Source organism: Exiguobacterium acetylicum DSM 20416 (assembly GCF_000702605.1).
Classification (GTDB): domain Bacteria; phylum Bacillota; class Bacilli; order Exiguobacteriales; family Exiguobacteriaceae; genus Exiguobacterium_A; species Exiguobacterium_A acetylicum.
The window spans coordinates 2,527,083-2,547,201 of the sequence record NZ_JNIR01000001.1 but is presented as its reverse complement, the minus strand read 5'-3'; the positions used below and the strand labels follow the sequence as shown (position 1 = coordinate 2,547,201).

Here is a 20,119-nt window from a genome sequence, read left to right as displayed (position 1 = left end):
AAGTCTTCGTTTCTCATCATATGACAAGCCGAGTGGTGCCTCAAGAAGTAATAAAAAATAGTCGATGGTTCCTCGAAAAGGAATCATCGACTATTTGTACTTTCAAGATCATGCGTGTAGGTGAAGCACATCTTCAACGGATTTGTACGTGTATCCGAGATCGCGTGCGACCGCTTCGTACGTGACGAATCCTTGTGCGACATTCAATCCTTTTTCAAGAGCATCGTTTTCAGCAAGCGCACGGTGTGTGCCTTTGTTCGCGAGTTCAAGGACATACGGGAGCGTTGCGTTCGTCAATGCAAGTGTAGACGTACGTGGAACGGCACCCGGCATGTTCGCGACTGCGTAATGAACGACACCGAATTTTTCATATGTTGGGTCATCATGCGTTGAGATACGGTCGACCGTTTCGAAGATACCACCTTGGTCGATGGCAACGTCAACGATGACAGCGCCCGGCTTCATGCGTTTGACCATGTCGGCAGTAACGAGTTTCGGTGCTTTTGCACCTGGAATCAAGACAGCACCGATGACGAGATCACTCTCAGCGACAGCTTCAGCAATCGTGTACGGATTTGAGATCAACGTGTTGATCGAGTTACCGAAGATATCATCCAACTGGCGAAGGCGTTCTGGACTAACATCGATGATCGTGACATCTGCACCGAGACCGACAGCGAGTTTCGCGGCATTCGTTCCGACGACACCGCCGCCGATGACTGTTACTTTTCCACGGCGAACCCCAGGAACACCAGCAAGCAAGATGCCCATACCACCGTGTGGTTTTTCCAAGAACTGTGCACCGATTTGGGATGCCATACGTCCTGCGACTTCACTCATTGGTGTTAACAATGGAAGTGTGCGGTTCTTTTCAACCGTTTCATAAGCGATTGCTGTGATGTTCGAATCCACAAGTGCACGTGTCAATTCTGGCTCAGCCGCTAAGTGAAGATACGTGAACAATGTCAGATCCGGACGGAAGTATTGGTACTCTGAAGCGATCGGCTCTTTAACTTTTAAAGCGAGTTCGGCTGTTGCCCAGACTTCAGCAGCAGTCGCGATGATTTCAGCACCGGCTTTGACGTACTCTTCGTTCGTGAAGCCACTCCCCATACCTGCCATTGATTCAATGATGACACGATGTCCTTGTGCATGTAACGCTGCTACCCCGGCAGGTGTTAATGCAACACGGTTTTCGTTGTTTTTGATTTCCTTTAATACTCCAATGATCATGTGAACGCGATCCCCTTTCGCAAATAAACAAATCAATTTCTCTTCTTCTTCAGTATACGAGAAATGAAAGCGTTCTACTTTATCGGCGTTTTCAAAAATAACCGATATCCTTTGTGTAAAATCACAAAGGATATCGGTCTGCTTTTAGGTACAAATAAAGTAAGGAGCGTTCGGGTAAAGATTCCATTCGAATGCCCGCTTCCTCCTCGATCCGTCGCATCCGATAGAGGATTGTATTCGGATGGACATGGAGATGGGAGGCGACTTGCTTGACGTTCCCATCATAATGAAGGAACCATTCTAGCGTCTCACATAAAGAGGAAGCATGCTTCACATCGTAAGCACGCAGCCGTTCGATTTCTTCCAAGCGAACCGTTCGTCGTCGCAGACGTTCCGAGAAAATCGGTAAGAGCTGGAATAAGCCGAGGCGTTCGTAACGGGTCACGTTCTTCAGCTCAAATGGAAAGGCATCTTTTAAACGCAAGACGATGCCCGCTTCTTCATAGCGTTCGGGAATCGCTTGGACGCCGGTGAAGACTTCACTACTTGCCGCGACGAAATCCGTATAATCGAATCGCTCCGCGAGCAATTGACGGAACGACTGGATGAAGGCGTCGAACTGTAGGCGTTCTTGTTCCGCATCGCGATCGTTTGTGCTGATCCACAAGATGAAATCCGTCTCGTCATATGCGTAAAGTAATGGACGAACCGTCTGCTGAATCGTCAATAAATAGCGCAGACGATCGGCGAGACGTGGTGTGATCGCCTCCGAAAAACGGATGACCGTCAAGCGACTGATGCCAGGTGGTGCGACATGTAGTTTAGAGAACATCTTCAGGATTTCCGACTCGGATAGTTCTTCATGTAATAACTCGAAGAAGAACTGTTCCGTCTGCTCTTCCTTCCGTTTTTTCTGCATGTCGATTGCCAGCAACTGACGTTGAGCAAGTAGAGCCCCTTTCTTTAAATCGGCTAGTTCCGAAGGAGTAAACGGAGTGCTTCGCGCAATCGACCAGATATAGCCGAGAATTTCTGAATCTTGTTTGATCGCAATGGCGACACGGTCATTCAGTCCGACACCGGTGCGTGCAGAAATGATGAGTGGATCATCCTGTGTAGCAAGGCTCTGGATGACTTCATCTTTCCAGAGTTGGTCGATGACCGATTCCGGTACCCGACGACCGATGATCGTCGCGACACGGGCAGGGTCTGTATCAGCCGTATGCGTACTGTACGCAAGAAGGCGGTGATTGCGATCTTCAATCGTAATCGGAGCATTCAAGGCAATACCGATCGCTTCCGCTAAGTCGTCTAAGGAATGATATGAAGCTTCTAACATGGAATTTCCCTTCTTTCTCTTTCAATCGATAGTTTTAGTATATCTTCTATTGTGTAAAATCACAAAAAGTATTCTTTTGTATTGTAAGAAAACACAACTACATGCTACGGTAAGCCTCGGAAAAGAGAGAGAGGATGAAATGGCATGGAAGTATTACGTCTGATATCGGCTTGGGTCTGGGGGATTCCGAGTATGATGTTGTTGGTAGGAACAGGAGTGTACTTTACGATCCGCTTACGCGGTCTTCAGTTTCGGCGTCTAAAACAAGCGTTTCAATTGTCTGTTCAAAAGTCAGGACAGGGTGAAGGAGAAATCAGCAGCTTTCAAATGTTGATGACGTCCCTTGCGGCGACGATCGGAAACGGTAACATCGCAGGGATTGCAGTCGCCTTGACGATGGGCGGACCGGGCGCAGTCTTTTGGATGTGGGTCATCGGTTTAATCGGAATGGCGACGAAATATGCAGAAAGCCTTCTTGCCATTCTCTTCAGAAGTCGAAACGAACGCGGCGAAGCTGTCAGTGGACCAATGTATTATATCGAGAAGGGATTAGGACCTAAATTTAAACTACTCGCCATCTTGTTTGCGGTATTTGGTTTGATCGCATCGTTTGGTGTTGGGAACACGGTGCAAGCGAATGCGATGGCAACGGTACTCGAGCAATCGTTCCACGTGCCGCTGCTAGTGTTCGGCATTCTGCTTGCAATTGCGGTCTATGTATCGATTCGTGGTGGACTTGAACGCGTCAGTGCGATTTCGACGATCTTCGTTCCGATCATGAGCTTACTTTATATCGGTGCCGCTTGTGTCCTTTTAGTATTGAAGGCAGATCAGATTCTACCAGCCTTTGGTTTAATCTTTGAGTATGCCTTCCAGCCGCTTGCGCCAGCGGGAGCCTTCACCGGTGTATCGATCATGATGGCGATGCAAGTCGGTGTAGCACGAGGCATTTTCACGAACGAAGCAGGACTTGGGACGGCAGCCTTGATTGCTGGATCTGCAAAAAGTGAGCGTCCAGTCGAACAGGGATTGATTTCGATGACGAGTACTTTCATCGTAACCTTGATCGTCTGTACGATGACGGCACTCGTCCTTCTGACGACAGGTTTTTGGGATCCGTCAGGCGGACTACATTCAGGCATGACACACGATGCGAATCTTTCCGGAGCCGCGCTTACGGCAACCGCCTTTGCGAGTGTCCTTGGATCATTTGGAGAATGGACGGTCGCTTTCTCCGTCTTCTTCTTCGGTTATTCAACGATCATTGGTTGGTATGTCTATGGAGAGAAATGCTTGGAGTACTTGAGCGGTACGACACGCTTCAACGAAGGATACCGCGTGTTCTTTGCGCTCGCAGCCTGTTATGGTGCAGTCGCGCAATTAGAACCTCTGTGGCTCGTCGCAGATATTGCGAATGGACTGATGATGATTCCGAACTTGATCGGAATGTTGTTCTTGTCACACTTAGTCATTGAACAAACGAGAGACTATGAACGAGCCGGTCACAAACGAGTGGCTTAACGGAAAAAAGCGGTGATGCCTGATAGGGGGCATCACCGCTTTTCTGATGAGACGATTCACCCATTCGTTCGACGACGACTGTAGATGAGGAGTGTCAGTAAGAAAATCAAACTAAGCGCAACGAGAACGGAGAGTGAAGCGACGTTCCAGCCGATGACTTCGAGGAGGACACTGACCGCAACCGTCAAATAGAAAATCCCGAGGTACTTTTTGACGAACGGACTTTCGAAATGCGTCAACTGCTTCGCGCCAATCGGTGCTCCGAGCAAGGCGCCGACAATCAGCATGATCCCAACGAGAATATCGATATTCGTACTCGCGACCGTATAGTTGACGAGTCCCGATAGGACAATCAGTAACGCGGAAGCAATACTCGTTCCGACCGCACGTTTCAACTCATAGCCAACGATCCCGACGAGTAACGGTGTGATGATGAATCCACCGCTGACACCGAGGAGCGAAGAGATGAATCCAGCGAACAGACCAGTGAAAGCAAGGGCGAGATATCGATTTTTCCAACCCGTCTGTTCACCGGTCGTCGATTTTGGACGTAAGAACTTATTCGCGAAGTAGAGTAAGAGTCCGATATAAACGATCGAGATCACGAGATGGGCACCGTTAACTTCCTCTAAACGAAGGACGAGTGGTGTCGCGATCGTCGAACCGATGATTCCGACGCCACCGACGACGAGACTATCGCGCCAGACGACATTTTTAAGGCGTAAGTGAGAGATTGTACCTGAAACGGTTGAACCAAGTGTTAGCATGAGGCTGGTCGCGATCGCAACACTTGGGGCATATCCTAAAATGAGCAGTAGCGGCGTTAAAATGATACCGCCACCGATTCCGAAAAAGCCGGAGATGATTCCAATGAAAAATCCGAGGATTAAGAAATAATAAAAAGCGAGATCCATGTACAGTCTTCCTTTCCCTTTTCTTCTCTATTATCCACTTAGTATGGCAATGAATGAGAAGAATGTAAAAGGGGACGGCTCCTTCAAGGGGGTTGAAGGAGCCGTTAAGGGGAACTTATTCTTTTGACGCGGCGACTTCCGTGGCTGCATCGATACCGGTATTGGCCTTAACTATGATTCGTTCGAAGTTACCGGCAACTTCGTTCGATTTCGTCAACAATGTCCCGACGATGGCTCCGAGGAAACCAAGTGGGATGGAGACGATTCCTGGATTCGTCAACGGGAAGAGGGCTTCCCCGACGAACAAGGCTGAACCGTCGACTGCCCAAAGATTTGGACTGAGTGCGACGAGAATCAGTGATGAGAATAACCCGACGACCATACCTGTGACTGCCCCGCCAGTATTGAAACGGCGCCAGAAGATCGTCAAGAGAATAACTGGCAAGTTGGCACTTGCTGCGACAGCAAAGGCAAGCGAAACAAGGAACGCGACGTTCATCGTTTGTGCGAATAATGCGAGTACCATCGAAATCATGGCGACGGCGATAGAAGCGAGTCGTGCTGCTGTCATCTGTTCTTTTTCCGTCGCTTGTCCTTTACGTAAAATATGACTATAGAAATCATGGGCAAAGGCAGATGCTGCGGATAAGACGAGTCCCGCAACAACAGCGAGGATCGTCGCAAAGGCGACCGCGGCAACGAACGCAAAGAGTAAATCGCCACCAAGTGCTTGGGCGAGAAGTGGTGCCGCCATGTTACCAGCAGCATTGGCAGCAATGATATCTTCAGAACCAACGAAAGCAGCGGCACCAAAGCCGAGGAAGATCGTCAAGATGTAAAAGGCACCGATGATCCATGTCGCATAAACGACAGATTTACGAGCTGTCGGGGCATCCTTAACAGTAAAGAAACGAATCAAGATATGTGGTAATCCAGCCGTTCCGAGAACGAGTGCGAGATTTAATGAGATCGTATCGAGTGGTAACTTGAACTTGTTTCCGGGATTCAAGAATGAATCACCGAGCGGTGTCGCTTGTTTGACTTCTGAGAACATCTTGAAGATCGAGAAATCAAACTTTGCGAAGACCATGAATGAGATGACAGCTGTTCCTGCCATCAAGAGGATCGCTTTGATGATTTGAACCCATGAGGTCGCTGTCATACCACCGAAGACAACATAGACTGTCATCAAGATACCGACGATGATGACACTCGTCGTGTAAGGAATTCCTAACAACAGTTCAATCAAGGCACCCGCACCGACGAGTTGTGCAATCATATAGAAAATCGAGATCGCGATTGAGTTCATGGCGGCGACTCCGCGAACTTTTGAAGCATTGAACCGAGCGGCAATCATATCCGCCATCGTGTATTTCCCAAGGTTCCGAAGTGGTTCGGCAACGAGGTACAAGACAACCAGATAGGCAACGAGGAAGCCGATCGAGTAGAAGAATCCGTCGAATCCGGCTAAAGCAATCATCCCAGCAATTCCGAGGAACGAGGCAGCAGACATATAGTCGCCGGCAATCGCCATCCCATTTTGTGCACCAGTGAGTCCACCGTCCGCTGTATAAAAGTCGTTAGCAGTTTTTGTTTTACGAGCAGCAAAGTATGTAATGACGAGCGTCAAACCGACGATCGCAGCAAATAAAGCAACGGCAGTATAATTCATTTCGACTCCTCCTTGATTTGTTCGACGAGTCGATCAAAGGCACGTGCTTTTTTGCTATACATCATACAGAACGTCCACGTCATGATGAACTGAGCAAAAGCGAAGATCCAAGCACCCGTAATATCACCGAACACCGGCTGATTTAAAATCGTGAAGTAGCTTGTTAAAATCGGAAGCGTAAAATAAAAAATAAGACAGAAACTGATGGCTGGAAGAATGAAGCCATTCTTTTGACGCATCAATTGTTGAAAGGTAGCGCTCTCGACGATTGCTGGAGCGGATTGAGTCGCTTCATTTTTTTGAACTTCGGACACTTGATGCATGAGGACGCCTCCTTTAAAGAATGAATGTAAATTCATTATAAGGATGTCGTTTCTGGAAAAGCTATCCTAATTTTTAAGAAGAAATGCGCATTATTATATTAATATTGGTCATACCAATTTAATGTAAGCGTTTGCAATATTGAACATTGTTTGAACGTTATTTTTATATATTAATTGCGCTGGAAAATGATTCAAAAGACCTAGTACGACAAAAAACGAAATTAACTCAAAAAAGCCTGTCTATGAAATCATAGACAGGCTTGAGTCATTTTTCAGTTGGACGTTCGATTTTGTCTTCGATTTCCCGTAAATGATCCGCGCGTTTTGAAAGGGCGCGACGCTTTAACCACTCTTCCGTTCCGCGACTGACTCCCCAAATGGCGAGTAAAATCAAAAATAGAAGAACGAGACGCATCGGACGTTCAAGGAACGTCGACCATTCCTTTCCGATCAGTGAGAAGATGATGACGACAATCAAACGACCGGCACCAGCAGCAATCAAATACGTCCGTAGCGATAGCTGAATCATGGCGGAAATGGACGTGATGATGAACGCAGGCATGAACGGAAGCGAGAAAAAGAATCCGAGTGAGATGGGACTCATGTGACGAACACGTTCGATCCACTGTTGCGCGGCATGGTGTTTTTCAAGCCAACGTGTGACCGGGCGACGAAATAGATATCGAATACAAGCGAAGACGACGAGTGATCCAAGCATGCTCCCGACCCATGATACGAGAACACCCATACCAAAACCATAGGTTGCCGCATTCGCGGAAATGATCAGGACGAGTGGCAGGAAAGGAAATAGAGACTCAAGAAACGGGGCAATCAAACCGGTGGCAGCTCCTCCAGGTAAGTCTTGGAGAAAGAAAATCATCTGCTCGATCCAGTCACGAAGTGTATGGAGCATTCGGAATCCTCCTTGCAAGATGTACTACTGTGTTTTATTTTACCTCTTTCTGATTCAGAAAGGGAATGAAATTCCTTGAAAGGGATTCAGGAATTGTGGATTGTACATTCGAAAGGGAGTTGGTATTATACTTAAATGGGTACGTTTTGCAGGCGTTCCCAGCTAGTCAATAGCTAGACGCTTCGTTTGCCAACGTTCGTTTTACTGCAAAAAACTGACATGGGGGCTAATGAGGAATATGAAACCTTATCGCGTACTATTATTTTATAAGTATGTTCCGATCGAAAATGCGGAACAGCTAACGAAAGAGCATCTTGCTTACTGTAAAGAGCTCGGTATTAAAGGACGAATCTTGATCGCACCAGAAGGTATCAACGGCACACTCTCTGGAACGGTCGAACAAACGGAACAATACATGAAGGACTTGACGGCGGATCCACGATTCGCTGACATCGAATTCAAAATCGATGAAGTCGAAGAGCACGCCTTCAAAAAAACGTTCGTCCGTTACAAAAAAGAACTCGTCACATGGCGTTTTGAGGACGAATTCAATGTACCAGAAGAACATGCTGCGTATCTTGAACCAGCAGAGTGGAAAGAAATGATGAAACAAGATGACGTCGTCATTCTCGATGTACGAAACAACTACGAATATGACCTCGGACACTTCAAGAATGCCGTAAAAGTCGATGTCGATGCTTCACGGGAATTCCCGGAATGGCTCGACGAGAACGAGCATTTGTTTGAAGGGAAAAAGGTTCTCACATATTGTACGGGTGGCGTTCGTTGTGAGAAATTCACGGCGTACTTCCGTAAACGGCAACAGAGTGACGATATCTTCCACCTGAAAGGCGGAGTCGTCATGTACGGAAAAGATGAACAGACACAAGGAGAAGACTGGGAAGGCGAACTATACGTCTTTGATGAGCGTGTACAAGTTCCTGTCAATGCCGTCAATCCGTCTGTCGTCTCAGAATGTTACTACTGCGGAAAACCGGAGACGCGCTATGTTAATTGTGCAAACCCGGAATGTAATCGACAGCACTTCTGCTGTGAAGAATGCGAACCGAAAGTCATGCGTTCGTGTTCCGATGAATGCCGGGAGCATCCGCGCAACCGTTATGAAAAAGAGCAACAAGAAGAACTAGTATAAGACAAGACTAAAAGTCGGATGATTTCTACTTAAAGAAATCACCCGACTCTTTTTGTGTACTCAAGAGGAAGGAAATAAGTAACGCAAAATATCCGGTAAACGTTTCGCCCAGGCGGTTTCATGATGAATCGCTTCCGGGATGATCGTATAGCGACTTTGAGTAAGTTTCTGTTCGACCGCTCGTGCTAAGACATCATTCGTGTGTAAATAATCTGTCTCGGTCATCGGACCGCTCACTTCATTAGTACCAACATCCATATAACAGCGATGAGCGGCAGATAGAGACGGACTACGCTCGATGAATTCAAGGAGTGAGGAAAAGTTTGCCCATCCGGCAGTCGACAAAGCAGCGACACGCGTGATGACTTCCGGATATGCGAATAAACCATAGAGCGAGATGACACCACCCATCGAACTACCGATCATCGTCGTATCATCAGGACGTGTCGCGTAGTTGGCGTCAATATATGGTTTTAACTCGCGGATAATCCAGTCCATGTAGACCTTACCGTTTCCCCCGATTGACGTCCGGTGCGAGGGATAGGCAGTCCGCATCAGTAAAGCTTCGTCACTCCAGGGGGCGTAGTCATCGTAACGATCCATGCCGTCTTCTGGACTGTCAATCGCAACGACCATTGCCGGAATTTGTGTCTGTTGTAGTGCAAGATGAATCTCCCAGCCTTTTCCGAACGAGGCGGTTTCTCCACTAAAAACATTTTGTCCATCGTGCATATAAATCACCGGTAAGGCTTCGTTCGGATCTAAATGGGGCGGACGATGAATCCGAATCGTCCGGTGGGCTTGTGATGTCGGTAGCGTCATTTCAATTTCTGTAATCGACAATAGAGTCACGACCTTTCAAAGGTTTGCATAATGCGCGGTACAGTTGCGTCCGTTGTGTTTTCCGCCGACATAGAGTGCATGGTCGGCTTGACGTAACGACTCTTCGAACGTCCGTTGATACCCTTCTTCCACTGTATCAATTCCGAGGCTGACGGTTAAGGACAGTCGGTGACCATCGACGAGGAAGGGACGATCCATGACCGCATGGCGGACCGTCTCGGCAATCTGGATGGCAGCCTCTTGACTACCATTTCGTAAGAGAAGTACGAACTCCTCCCCGCCATAACGAGCAGCAAAGACCTCATCATGTTGCAATTGGATCGCTTGGATACGTCGACCGAGTTCACGAAGGACAAGATCGCCTACTTTATGACCGTACGTATCGTTGACGCGTTTAAAATGATCAATATCAAACAGGATCACGGAGAGCGGATAGCAGTCAGCAGCAAACTCCTGCCGACCATGTTCATAAAAGGCACGGCTATTTGGTAATTCGGTCAAAGCATCGGTCCGACTTTCCGTGTAGAGTTGAACCGTTTCACGAGAGCGCTCTAAGACACGACAAAAGATACGGAGCAGACGAGATAACTCATCGGCATTCGTCGCATCATAGGCATCTGCGACTTGATGGAACAGGATGATCGAGACATCGACCTCTCCGCTCGTAATCGAAGGAATCGCCAGCATCGAGTGACGATCGACAGGCAATCCGATTTGAATATCGTTGCCCCAGTCGCACCGAAGACCATAGATGATCGGGGTATGCAAATCGTCGGCTGTCAAGGAATGAAACAATGGTAATACATCAATCGGTTGTTTCGTCCGGATGTTATAGATGACTTGTTTTCGCTGTTGTTGGATTGAGATCCAACCTTCAGAAAACGGTAGCAGATGCGGTAAATCAAGGAGTAACGAATCAATCGTCTCGCGTTCAAAGCGGGAAATCAACAAGTGTTCCTTCGCATCATCAAATCGTTTGGCATTATCATTTGCTTCAAGCGAATCACCACGCTCTTGCAACAGACGTTTGAACAAAAAGAGAATCAAGGCGGAAACCGTAGCCGCGACGAGTGGACTCTCATCGTAAAACCAGATCCCAAGTAAAGCGCTCAACATGCTGATTCCGTAGACGAGGGATTGCAACTTCACGAGACGGCGCCAATCGTATTTCAAGAAGAGGAAGTGATTGACGAACAGACATTGGAAATAAGAGACAAGGAAAACGGTGATTAAAAAGCCGGTGAAAGGAATCAAGGCTTTCGTATACGTAAAGCTTGAGCCGATCGGACCACCGAGCGCATAATACGCAAAGGCGGGAAGCGAGATATAGACTAAATCGAATAGGGCGTTGATCGGGTAGAGGTAGACGAAACGTTTCCAGCGAATCGCTTTTCGGTGAGACATGAATTGAAAGACGAGAATACCGATTTGGCTTAAAATCAAGGCGTACGTTAAACCGTAATTGAGGAACAAAAATAAGATGATTCCTTCTTGGAATGTATAGTAAATGCCACCACGACGGACATTATCGAACTGAAACAGGAGAACGAGTCCGAATAAATAAAGCGTGTTGATGATGGAGACAGAAGGATGGAAGGTTGGTGGATGAACGATGCCGATCACTAATAACGTCAAGGCGACGAGACCGAAGACGATCCAGCTTGTCCGGGCTACATGTTGGTAGTAGCGCATGAAACATCCCTCCCCCTGAGAAGTATCTTTTATTCCTATACCCGAATTGTGGAAATTTTGATAAGCCATTTACCAAAAAAAATAAGGTTGAGAGAAAAGAAAGAATTGCGTATAATGTGAAAGATATCGAATACAGTCGATGATGAAGAGAGTAACGGTTGATTTTCGTCAACTAGCGAATCAGGGAATGGTGGAAGCCTGAGGACGAACCGATCGTGAAGCGCACTTCTGAGACGCTGCCCGATTCCTGATGGAAGAGGCGTAGCCGGGGGAACCCCGTTATCCCCGAACAAGGTGGGTGTCAAAATGACACCAAGAAGAGTGGTACCGCGGTCATTCCGTCTCTTTGCGCGTGGCGCAAGGGGCGTTTTTTATTGCCAAAAAATCAGTGAAGCAGGAGGAAATAAAGATGAGTTATAAAGCGCAGTATGCAGAAGTATTACATCAAGTCATGGAAGGTGCCTTATCGGTTGAACAAATCGAACAACTGATCGAGCAACCGAAACATGAAGATCACGGAGATTTGGCATTCCCATGTTTCATGCTCGCAAAAGCATTCCGTAAAGCACCGAACATGATCGCTTCAGACCTCGCAGAAAAAATCGATGCGCCGCTGTTCTCGAACGTTCAAGCTGTAGGTCCTTACATCAACGTTTTCTTGAACCGAGAAGTCGTCTCGCAAGAAATCGTCAATCAAGTCCTGACAGAACAAGAATCGTTTGGTTCGAGTGAAGCAAATGGGAAGACGATTGTCACAGATTTCTCATCGCCGAACATTGCGAAACCATTCTCAATGGGTCACTTGCGTTCGACAGTCATCGGGAACGCGCTCAACCAAATCTCACGTAAAAAAGGGTATGACGTCGTTGGTGTCAACCACTTAGGGGACTGGGGAACACAGTTCGGGAAATTGATGGTTGCTTACACGATGTGGGGTGAGGAAGAAGCGGTCCGTGCAGAACCAATCAAGGAATTGTTGAAATTATACGTCCGGTTCCACGAAGAAGCGGAAACAAATCCATCACTCGAGGACGAAGGACGTCTCTGGTTCAAAAAACTCGAACAAGGTGATGAGCAGGCGACGACGCTTTGGACATGGTTCCGTGAAGTCTCACTCGTCGAATTCAACCGTGTATATGAGATGCTCGGCGTCAAGTTTGATAGCTTAAACGGAGAAGCCTTCTACAACGATAAGATGCAACACGTCATCGATTTGCTCGAAGAAAAAGATCTCCTCGTTGAATCTGAAGGGGCAATGGTCGTCGATCTCGAAGCAGAAGGTATGCCACCTGCTTTGATTAAGAAGAAAGATGGCGCAACGCTTTATGCGACACGTGATTTAGCAGCTGCTGTCTATCGTCTTGAAACATACCGTTTTGAGCAAGCGTTCTACGTCGTCGGTGGGGAACAAGCGCTTCACTTCAAGCAATTGTTCGCAGTCCTGAAGAAACTTGGATTTGAGAACGTCGACGGGATGCACCATGTTCCATTCGGTCTGATCATGAAAGACGGAAAGAAAATGTCGACACGTAAAGGTCGGATCGTCTTGCTTGAAGAAGTACTACAAGAAGCGATCGACGTCGCGAAGAACAACATCGCGGAAAAAAATCCGAATTTAGCGAATGCCGAAGCAACGGCTCGTCAAGTTGGTGTTGGCGCCGTCATCTTCCACGACTTGAAAAACGAACGGATGAATAACATCGAGTTCGATCTTGAGCAGATGTTGAAATTCGAAGGCGAAACAGGACCGTATGTCCAGTACACGAATGCCCGAGCGCACTCGTTGCTCCGTAAAGGTGGCTATGATGGCACACCATTCGCTGGTAGCGCCGATGATCATGCATGGGGTGTCGTCTCGATGCTGAACCAATTCTCGACGGTCATCGATCGCGCGTTCACACGTCGCGAGCCGTCAATCATCAGCCGTTATGTCTTAGATCTTGCACAAAGCTTCAATAAATACTACGGACATGTCCGTGTTCTCGAAGATGACGCAGCAAAACAATCGCGTCTTGCACTCGTCAAGTCTGTCACGATCGTCTTGACAGAAGGTCTTCGTTTACTTGGTGTCGGCGCTCCAGAAGAAATGTAAGACCAATCCACGAATAAGAAGAGGTAGATTATGAAGACTGAGACGAAAGAACGATTACAGCAAGCTGCTTCACAGATGAAGCAGGAACCTTTGGCAGAAACGGTCGCCTTCATGGCTGATTTTCACGGGAAAGTCGCGGCTTGGTTACCGGGAGAGTCTGTCGATTTCGTTCACGATTTCGTGACGGCGCCGGAAGCCGAGTTGATTGCTCCGATCGAAGGAGACGCATTACGGACGAAAGACAATTTTGAATTCTTCATGCGCAAGAAACAGACGCGGAAAAAACTTGGGGAACTGTTGACGCTTTGGAAGTCGGCACGCACGACAGAGACGTTGAGTCAGATTGATGCGATCGGATTGAAGAAGTGGCTCGCTCGTAATGAATTCCGTTCGGAAGACAAGCCGTGGGATTATTTGAACCGTCTGCACGTTCTGCTGTTCCTTGATTTGATGACGACGATCATCGACGATCATCAATTGACGAGTCTGCATGAGCAACTGGTTGGTACGACACCGGTTCCGACGAGCTTCGTACGTCGTCAAGGGGATGTACGTCAAGTCATCGAAGCATTCGCGGAAGAAACGAACTTCACACAAGTAGATGTCGTCAAGGCATCACTTGTCCGGTATCTCTGATCAATAGGATGCACGAACAAAAGCCGTCGAGCCCTGTGCCCGACGGCTTTTGTCGTATCTTCTTACTTCGCCTGATGGAACACGATCGATTGTTGCTCTGAATCGTAAAGACACCATTCTCGTTCGAACACGACGGGCCCTAGATTGACGGCATACCGTTTTCCTTTGATGGATAAAGTTTGACCTAGTGGGCTCGGTTTGGCGATGCCATTTCGAAACAAGCCTCTGATGTGACTATGCCCAAAAAAGAGTAATGGTTCACGTTGTTGTGACAGATCGGGTAGAAAATTCCGCGACCAATTCAATTGATCTCCATGAATCAATAATGCCCCCTCGATGCGTTGTTTTCGCGGGCAATCGCGTAACGCATCGATGACAGGAGAGAGATGTGGTGGAACGAGCGACAGAATGCGTTCTTCTTGATTACCAAGTAAAGTCTTAAAATCAATCAGGTCTAAAAAAGCATCATCGAGCGTCACGACGAGGGAGAGCGATTCGAAAGAATAGCGCTTCGCTCGCTTTTTACCGACATGGCATTCATGAATATCACCGAGACAAAACAAATGCGCATCGGGAGCGAGCCGCCGTATGTCAGCTAGGACAGCCGCTGTGTCGGCTACCGAGCTGTGAAGATCCGCAAAAAGGGCATAACGCATGATCGACCACTCCTTTGTTAAGAAGATACCCGAAAATACGTCATGCCCATCTTTTTTCAATCAAGTCGTGCGTATCTTATTCTGTTTCGACTGTGACGCCACGTTCTGCGAAGACGACTTTCGCGACTTCGAGTGCGTTCAAGACACGTGGGAATCCAGTGTAAGGAACAAGGTGCATGATAGCTTCGACGATTTCGTTTCCTGTCAAACCAGCTGTCAATCCAGTATTGATGTGGAGAGCGAGCTGTGGTTCTGTACCTTGTGTGACGAGAGAAGCAATCGTAACGATTGCGCGGTCACGGTTGACGAGACCATCGCGGCTGTAAACTTCACCGTATGCGAAATCCGTGATCCACTCACCGACTGCTGGAGCGATATCTTTCAGGGATTCAGAGATTTTATCATGCGTAGATTGTGCGGCGTTTGCGTCTGTGAATTCGCTGAGTTTTTTTACGCCTGTTTCGTGACGTGATTCAAAATGAGTTGCCATGGTAAAGGACTTCCTTTCTTTTTTAACGATGTTCTTATCGTAAAGGAGGAAATACCATTCTACAAATACATGGTTTTTATGAAAGGTATGCTTATTTGGAATACATATCACTGACGAATTGAATCCATTTCCGCGTCACGTACGATTGATAGCGACCGGTCGGAACGGCGATTCCTAAGTGCCACGGCACTCGTGTTTTAAGCGGGATCGTTTTGACACCACGAATCGAAAAACGATTAGCGATTGAACGTGGAAGGACGGTCACGGCATTTCCTTCTGCGACCACTAAACATAAGAAGTCCCACTGTGAGCTCACCCGAGACACGTTAGGTGTAAATCCGGCATCCTGACAGGCGTTCAAGACGACATCGTGAAGCGAGAACGTTTCATTAAACAAGACGAACGGCATGTCGGCGACTTCTTCTAACGCAATCATCGACCGATCGGCGAGTGGATGATCATTTGGTAAAAACAAATGCAATTCCTCTTCGATGAAGGGATGTGTCGTTAAATGCTCATCCGAAGGCAGCACCGTTGCGATCAAATCGACTTCACCGGCGACGACCGCTTTTTCTAACGCATGTCCACCGGCTTCGATCAATTCGATTTGGATCATCGGATACATTTCCTCAAAACGGCGCAATAGACCTGGGAAAAACAGCGAACCGATCAGTGGGGGAATACCGAGACGGATCGTTCCTTTCGTCAAATGCATGACATCATAGAGGTGAGAAGGCAAATCAGATAACTGACGTAGAATCTTTTCACCTTCGATCAATAAGGTCTCACCGGCATCCGTCAAGACGATTTGTCGTTTACTCCGATCGAACAATTCCATCTCAAGTTCTTCTTCTAAATGACGGACCATTTTACTGAGTGTTGGTTGCGTGACATGGAGATGTTCAGCGGCACGAGTGAAGCTTTTGAAGCGTGCTACTTCCGTAAAGTATTCCAATTGGCGGAAATCCATCAGTATTCTCCTATTCTTTTGAGTTATAGATGTCATAACAAGTATTCATTTTTATTATTCTTTCAATCAGCGTACAGTAAAGAGACCGAACACGTAAAGATAAAGAAAGAAGGAATCAATCATGATGAAACAACTTGAAGGAAAAGTCGCGTTAATTACAGGAGCAGCAAGTGGAATCGGGCTTGAGATCGCTGAAGAATTCGCTCAAGAAGGCGCTAAGGTCGTCATCGTCGATCTTCAAGAAGAAGCCGCAAAACGCTCTGCTGAAACACTTCGTGAAAAAGGCTTCGATGCATTTGCCGTCGCAGGTGACGTGACGAATGAAGAGGCGATCAAATCAAGTATCGAACAGACTGTCGCGCATTACGGAACGATCGATATCGTCATCAACAATGCAGGAATGCAACACGTCTCACCAATCGAAGAGTTCTCGACTGAGAAATTCGACTTGCTTCAAAGCATCATGCTTCGTGCACCATTCCTCTATACGAAATATGTCTTCCCGATCATGAAAAAACAAGGCTCTGGACGAATCTTGAACATGTCATCGATCAACGGATTGATTGGTTTTGCAGGGAAAGCTGCTTATAACAGTGCGAAACACGGCGTCATCGGTTTAACGAAAGTCGCAGCATTAGAAGGGGCAACTTCAGGTATCACGGTCAACGCGATTTGCCCAGGCTATGTCGATACACCACTCGTCCAAAACCAATTGTCTTCGCTCGCTGAAACACGGAATGTACCACTCGAACGTGTATTAGAAGAAGTCATCTATCCACTTGTCCCGCAACAACGTTTACTCCAAGTCAAAGAAATCGCGGATTACGCTATTTTCCTTGCAAGTGACAAAGCAGCAGGTGTCACGGGGCAAGCTGTCGTTCTCGATGGTGGTTACACAGCGCAATAAGCAACACTTTAAATTAAATGAAGGGAGGTACTTTTTGGATACGATCCAGAAAGCACCTCCCTTTTTTGTTTGATCGACTGAACATGAACGTTCAGCCGATTGATGAGAATCGATTAACGGAAGTTAATGAACTGCACGTCGACTGATAACGGAAGCTCACGAACGATTTGCATGACTTGTTGTAGGTCGTCACGTGATTTACCTGTGACACGGATTTGGTCATCTTGAATCTGTGTCTTCACTTTTAATTTCGATTCCTTGACGGCATTGTTGATCTTTTTCGCGTCGTCACGGTCGATTCCACTTTTCAGAATGACGCGTTGACGAACTGTATTCCCAGCAGCCTGCTCGACTTTTTCGTACTGCAGGTTTTTGGTCGGAACTTCGCGCTTAATCAATTTTGCTGTTAAGACATCTTTGACTTGATCGAGTTTGAAATCGTCATCTGAGATTAGAATCAAATCCTCTTTTTCGAGCTTCATGTCGCTCTTTGAACCTTTGAAGTCGAAGCGATTCGTGATTTCTTTCAGTGCAATCTGGACGGCGTTCTTGACTTCCTCGATGTTGATTTGTGACACGATATCAAATGAATTATCTTTTGCTGCCATTTTAATCTCCCCTTTCATTCCACTCTCTATTTTAGAGAGGAATACCGGAAGCGTCCACTGCTTTGAAATTTTGTTATAATAAAAACCATGAAATGAAAGGGGTGCTTAGCTTTGAAACAAACAGCAGACATGTTGACGCTCACACCGCAAGAACTGGATGAGCGATTTGCCTATAGTGGAAATGATTTAGGAGCGACTTTCTCAGAGACAGCGATTCGCGTGCGCTTGTGGGCGCCGACGGCAGAACGTGTCGTGATTCGTCTCTATAAGACATTACGCGCACGAAAAGTCGAAGAGGTCGAGATGATGGCAGGCGAACGGGGAACATACGTCGTTGAACTCGATCGAGCGGCATATGAAGGTTATTTCTATACGTTTCAAGCGAGCATCAACGGACAAAAGGTCGAGGCAGTCGATCCGTATGCGAAAGCCGTCGGAACGAACGGAAAACGCGGTGCGCTGATTGACCCGACAAGTGTGACACCAGAACGATGGATTGAAGAACGCCCACTGTTCCATTCTTCGCAAGACGCAGTTGTTTATGAACTACACGTACGCGATGCAACGAGTCATCCGGCTAGTGGTGTCGTCGCACGTGGTACATTCGCTGGACTGACGGAAGCAGGAACACGGACACCAAATGGTGGATTAACAGGACTTGATTATTTAGCGGATCTCGGTGTGACGCATGTCCAGTTATTGCCGATCTACGATTTTGGCTCAGTCAATGAGACAGCGCCGAACGACCCGGATAACTATAACTGGGGATATGACCCGGTGAACTACTTTGCGCCGGAAGGTTCGTACTCGTCAAATCCGGATGATCCAAGAACGCGGATCCTTGAATTAAAACAATTGGTTCAGGCGTTACATGACCGTGGGATCCGTGTCATCATGGACGTCGTCTTCAATCATACGTATGATGCGGCAACGGTTCCGCTCGGTCAGTTCGTTCCTGGCTACTTTTATCGTCAAGAGGCGGATGGTAGTCTCTCGAACGGTAGTTTCTGTGGAAATGATACGGCGTCTGAACGTCTGATGATGCGGAAGTTCATTCTTGATTGTGTGACGTACTGGGCGAAAGAGTACCATCTGGACGGTTTCCGATTTGATTTGATGGGACTGCATGATGTCGAAACGATGAATCAGGTGCGTCATGCACTTGATCGGATTGATCCGTCGATTCTGATTATCGGTGAAGGCTGGGATCTCGATACGCCGCTTGATCCGGAAGAAAAAGCGAATTACTTCAATGCACCGAAGATGCCAGGAATCGCGCATTTCAATAACGGCTTACGGGACGGGGTCAAAGGCGACGTCCAAACGCCGGAAGACCGTGGCTTCATCAGTGGTGCATTTGACCGGACGAGTGAAGTCAAACGGGGAATCGCTGGTAACGTCTCTTCGCAAGGGTTTGCCGATGAACCGAATCAGGTCGTCTCGTACGTCGAGGCTCATGATGATTTGACGATTTGGGATAAATTAACGGTATCTCGTCCAGAGGACACGGAGGAGATTCGTCGGAAACGACAAATGCTCGCGAATGCCATCATCTTGACGGGACAAGGCATTCCTTTCCTCCATGCCGGACAAGAGTTCTTCCGGACGAAGGACGGAATTCGTGACAGCTTCAATGCCGGTGAAGTCGTCAATCGTCTTGACTATGAACGGGCGGAAACAGAGCGTCCGGCAGTCGAATACGTCAAAGGATTGATTGCCCTCCGTCGTCAGTATCCGATGTTCCGTCTCGCAAACGCAGCGCTGATCAAAAAACATCTGCGCTTCCTTGAAGAAGGGGAGGGTGTCATCGCCTTTGAACTGAAGCGCACCTATGAAGGATACGTCGAACGACAGCGTGTCTATCACAATGCGACGGAAGAGGATATCACGATTGAATTGCCAAACGGTGAATTCGAGGTATTGGTGGAGTCAGGTGCTGTTAAGTTGCACGCACCACGACTGCATGAAGAGAAACAGTTGGTCGTCCAAGCATTGACGACGACGGTCATCGCCGAACGAAAAGCGGACTACAAGAAATATGCGGTAGCAGGTGGTGCAGCACTGACGATCATTGGATTGTTGTATGCAGCGAACAAACGTCGAAAGAAAACCGATTAACTAGAAAAGGACGAAGCGCAGGATGGCTTCGTCCTTTTT

Annotated in this window: 18 protein-coding genes and 1 other annotated feature; of the genes, 6 read left to right on the top strand and 12 right to left on the bottom strand. The window is 47.5% G+C overall.

The features are described from left to right. Positions 1-108 precede the first annotated feature (108 nt). Together ald and P401_RS0113470 are read right to left on the bottom strand one after the other, a co-directional pair. The gene (gene ald, locus P401_RS0113475; protein WP_029342897.1) at positions 109-1,233 is read right to left on the bottom strand and encodes an alanine dehydrogenase; all 1,125 of its coding nucleotides are present in this window, start codon (positions 1,231-1,233) and stop codon (positions 109-111) included. A gap of 121 nt (positions 1,234-1,354) precedes the next feature. Beyond that, complete coding sequence (locus P401_RS0113470) at positions 1,355-2,572, bottom strand: PucR family transcriptional regulator (RefSeq protein ID WP_029342896.1); 1,218 nt, start codon at positions 2,570-2,572, stop codon at positions 1,355-1,357. 144 nt (positions 2,573-2,716) lie between these two features. Here P401_RS0113470 and P401_RS0113460 point away from each other — a divergent pair, with 144 nt between their 5' ends. Further along, entirely contained in the window at positions 2,717-4,093 is a 1,377-nt protein-coding gene (locus P401_RS0113460) for an alanine/glycine:cation symporter family protein (protein WP_029342895.1), read from the top strand. A gap of 56 nt (positions 4,094-4,149) precedes the next feature. Here P401_RS0113460 and P401_RS0113455 read toward each other — a convergent pair whose 3' ends face one another. The 4 genes from P401_RS0113455 to P401_RS0113435 form a co-directional block, all read right to left on the bottom strand. Further along, entirely contained in the window at positions 4,150-5,007 is an 858-nt protein-coding gene (locus P401_RS0113455; RefSeq protein ID WP_029342894.1) for a sulfite exporter TauE/SafE family protein, read from the bottom strand. 115 nt (positions 5,008-5,122) lie between these two features. Beyond that, complete coding sequence (locus P401_RS0113445; protein ID WP_029342893.1) at positions 5,123-6,679, bottom strand: solute symporter family protein; 1,557 nt, start codon at positions 6,677-6,679, stop codon at positions 5,123-5,125. After that, positions 6,676-7,002 (bottom strand): DUF485 domain-containing protein, encoded by a 327-nt coding sequence (locus tag P401_RS0113440; protein ID WP_023469682.1) that lies wholly within the window; start codon positions 7,000-7,002, stop codon positions 6,676-6,678. Before P401_RS0113440 ends, P401_RS0113445 begins: the two co-directional genes overlap by 4 nt. Positions 7,003-7,267: 265 nt before the next feature. Next, on the bottom strand, positions 7,268-7,915 hold the full coding sequence (locus P401_RS0113435) for a TVP38/TMEM64 family protein (protein ID WP_029342892.1): 648 nt from the start codon (positions 7,913-7,915) through the stop codon (positions 7,268-7,270). A 238-nt stretch (positions 7,916-8,153) separates the two neighbouring features. Here P401_RS0113435 and trhO point away from each other — a divergent pair, with 238 nt between their 5' ends. Further along, positions 8,154-9,068, top strand: a complete 915-nt coding sequence (gene trhO / locus P401_RS0113430) for an oxygen-dependent tRNA uridine(34) hydroxylase TrhO (protein ID WP_023469680.1) — start codon at positions 8,154-8,156, stop codon at positions 9,066-9,068. 60 nt (positions 9,069-9,128) lie between these two features. On the opposite strand, the gene P401_RS0113425 is transcribed toward trhO, so the two are convergent. Together P401_RS0113425 and P401_RS0113420 are read right to left on the bottom strand one after the other, a co-directional pair. Beyond that, complete coding sequence (locus P401_RS0113425; RefSeq protein WP_029342890.1) at positions 9,129-9,911, bottom strand: alpha/beta hydrolase; 783 nt, start codon at positions 9,909-9,911, stop codon at positions 9,129-9,131. A gap of 15 nt (positions 9,912-9,926) precedes the next feature. Then, on the bottom strand, positions 9,927-11,603 hold the full coding sequence (locus P401_RS0113420; RefSeq protein WP_029342889.1) for a GGDEF domain-containing protein: 1,677 nt from the start codon (positions 11,601-11,603) through the stop codon (positions 9,927-9,929). A gap of 130 nt (positions 11,604-11,733) precedes the next feature. Beyond that, positions 11,734-11,952: a binding site (T-box leader), on the top strand. A gap of 60 nt (positions 11,953-12,012) precedes the next feature. Here P401_RS0113420 and argS point away from each other — a divergent pair. Beyond that, positions 12,013-13,695: an arginine--tRNA ligase gene (gene argS, locus P401_RS0113415; protein ID WP_029342888.1), complete on the top strand. Its 1,683-nt coding sequence runs from the start codon at positions 12,013-12,015 to the stop codon at positions 13,693-13,695. Between the two features lie 30 nt (positions 13,696-13,725). Beyond that, positions 13,726-14,331: a hypothetical protein gene (locus tag P401_RS0113410; protein WP_029342887.1), complete on the top strand. Its 606-nt coding sequence runs from the start codon at positions 13,726-13,728 to the stop codon at positions 14,329-14,331. A 62-nt stretch (positions 14,332-14,393) separates the two neighbouring features. On the opposite strand, the gene P401_RS0113405 is transcribed toward P401_RS0113410, so the two are convergent. The 3 genes from P401_RS0113405 to P401_RS0113395 all read right to left on the bottom strand — a co-directional run bounded on the left by P401_RS0113405 (position 14,394) and on the right by P401_RS0113395 (position 16,447). After that, complete coding sequence (locus P401_RS0113405; protein ID WP_029342886.1) at positions 14,394-14,987, bottom strand: metallophosphoesterase family protein; 594 nt, start codon at positions 14,985-14,987, stop codon at positions 14,394-14,396. A 76-nt stretch (positions 14,988-15,063) separates the two neighbouring features. After that, positions 15,064-15,477 (bottom strand): carboxymuconolactone decarboxylase family protein, encoded by a 414-nt coding sequence (locus tag P401_RS0113400; protein ID WP_023469674.1) that lies wholly within the window; start codon positions 15,475-15,477, stop codon positions 15,064-15,066. A gap of 91 nt (positions 15,478-15,568) precedes the next feature. Then, positions 15,569-16,447, bottom strand: a complete 879-nt coding sequence (locus tag P401_RS0113395; protein WP_029342885.1) for a LysR family transcriptional regulator — start codon at positions 16,445-16,447, stop codon at positions 15,569-15,571. 121 nt (positions 16,448-16,568) lie between these two features. On the opposite strand from P401_RS0113395, the gene P401_RS0113390 reads away from it, so the two are divergent. Then, the gene (locus P401_RS0113390) at positions 16,569-17,354 is read left to right on the top strand and encodes a 3-hydroxybutyrate dehydrogenase (protein WP_029342884.1); all 786 of its coding nucleotides are present in this window, start codon (positions 16,569-16,571) and stop codon (positions 17,352-17,354) included. A 113-nt stretch (positions 17,355-17,467) separates the two neighbouring features. Here P401_RS0113390 and P401_RS0113385 read toward each other — a convergent pair whose 3' ends face one another. Continuing rightward, positions 17,468-17,962 (bottom strand): YajQ family cyclic di-GMP-binding protein, encoded by a 495-nt coding sequence (locus P401_RS0113385; RefSeq protein WP_023469671.1) that lies wholly within the window; start codon positions 17,960-17,962, stop codon positions 17,468-17,470. Positions 17,963-18,073: 111 nt separating this feature from the next. Here P401_RS0113385 and pulA point away from each other — a divergent pair, with 111 nt between their 5' ends. Next, on the top strand, positions 18,074-20,080 hold the full coding sequence (pulA, locus tag P401_RS0113380; protein WP_236627118.1) for a type I pullulanase: 2,007 nt from the start codon (positions 18,074-18,076) through the stop codon (positions 20,078-20,080). Positions 20,081-20,119: the final 39 nt, after the last annotated feature.

Coding starts and splice junctions, on each gene's coding strand:
- ald (WP_029342897.1), bottom strand. CDS start 1,233: ATGATCATTGGAGTATTAAAGGAAATCAAAAACAACGAAAACCGTGTT.
- P401_RS0113470 (WP_029342896.1), bottom strand. CDS start 2,572: ATGTTAGAAGCTTCATATCATTCCTTAGACGACTTAGCGGAAGCGATC.
- P401_RS0113460 (WP_029342895.1), top strand. CDS start 2,717: ATGGAAGTATTACGTCTGATATCGGCTTGGGTCTGGGGGATTCCGAGT.
- P401_RS0113455 (WP_029342894.1), bottom strand. CDS start 5,007: ATGGATCTCGCTTTTTATTATTTCTTAATCCTCGGATTTTTCATTGGA.
- P401_RS0113445 (WP_029342893.1), bottom strand. CDS start 6,679: ATGAATTATACTGCCGTTGCTTTATTTGCTGCGATCGTCGGTTTGACG.
- P401_RS0113440 (WP_023469682.1), bottom strand. CDS start 7,002: ATGCATCAAGTGTCCGAAGTTCAAAAAAATGAAGCGACTCAATCCGCT.
- P401_RS0113435 (WP_029342892.1), bottom strand. CDS start 7,915: ATGCTCCATACACTTCGTGACTGGATCGAGCAGATGATTTTCTTTCTC.
- trhO (WP_023469680.1), top strand. CDS start 8,154: ATGAAACCTTATCGCGTACTATTATTTTATAAGTATGTTCCGATCGAA.
- P401_RS0113420 (WP_029342889.1), bottom strand. CDS start 11,603: ATGCGCTACTACCAACATGTAGCCCGGACAAGCTGGATCGTCTTCGGT.
- argS (WP_029342888.1), top strand. CDS start 12,013: ATGAGTTATAAAGCGCAGTATGCAGAAGTATTACATCAAGTCATGGAA.
- P401_RS0113410 (WP_029342887.1), top strand. CDS start 13,726: ATGAAGACTGAGACGAAAGAACGATTACAGCAAGCTGCTTCACAGATG.
- P401_RS0113405 (WP_029342886.1), bottom strand. CDS start 14,987: ATGCGTTATGCCCTTTTTGCGGATCTTCACAGCTCGGTAGCCGACACA.
- P401_RS0113400 (WP_023469674.1), bottom strand. CDS start 15,477: ATGGCAACTCATTTTGAATCACGTCACGAAACAGGCGTAAAAAAACTC.
- P401_RS0113395 (WP_029342885.1), bottom strand. CDS start 16,447: ATGGATTTCCGCCAATTGGAATACTTTACGGAAGTAGCACGCTTCAAA.
- P401_RS0113390 (WP_029342884.1), top strand. CDS start 16,569: ATGATGAAACAACTTGAAGGAAAAGTCGCGTTAATTACAGGAGCAGCA.
- P401_RS0113385 (WP_023469671.1), bottom strand. CDS start 17,962: ATGGCAGCAAAAGATAATTCATTTGATATCGTGTCACAAATCAACATC.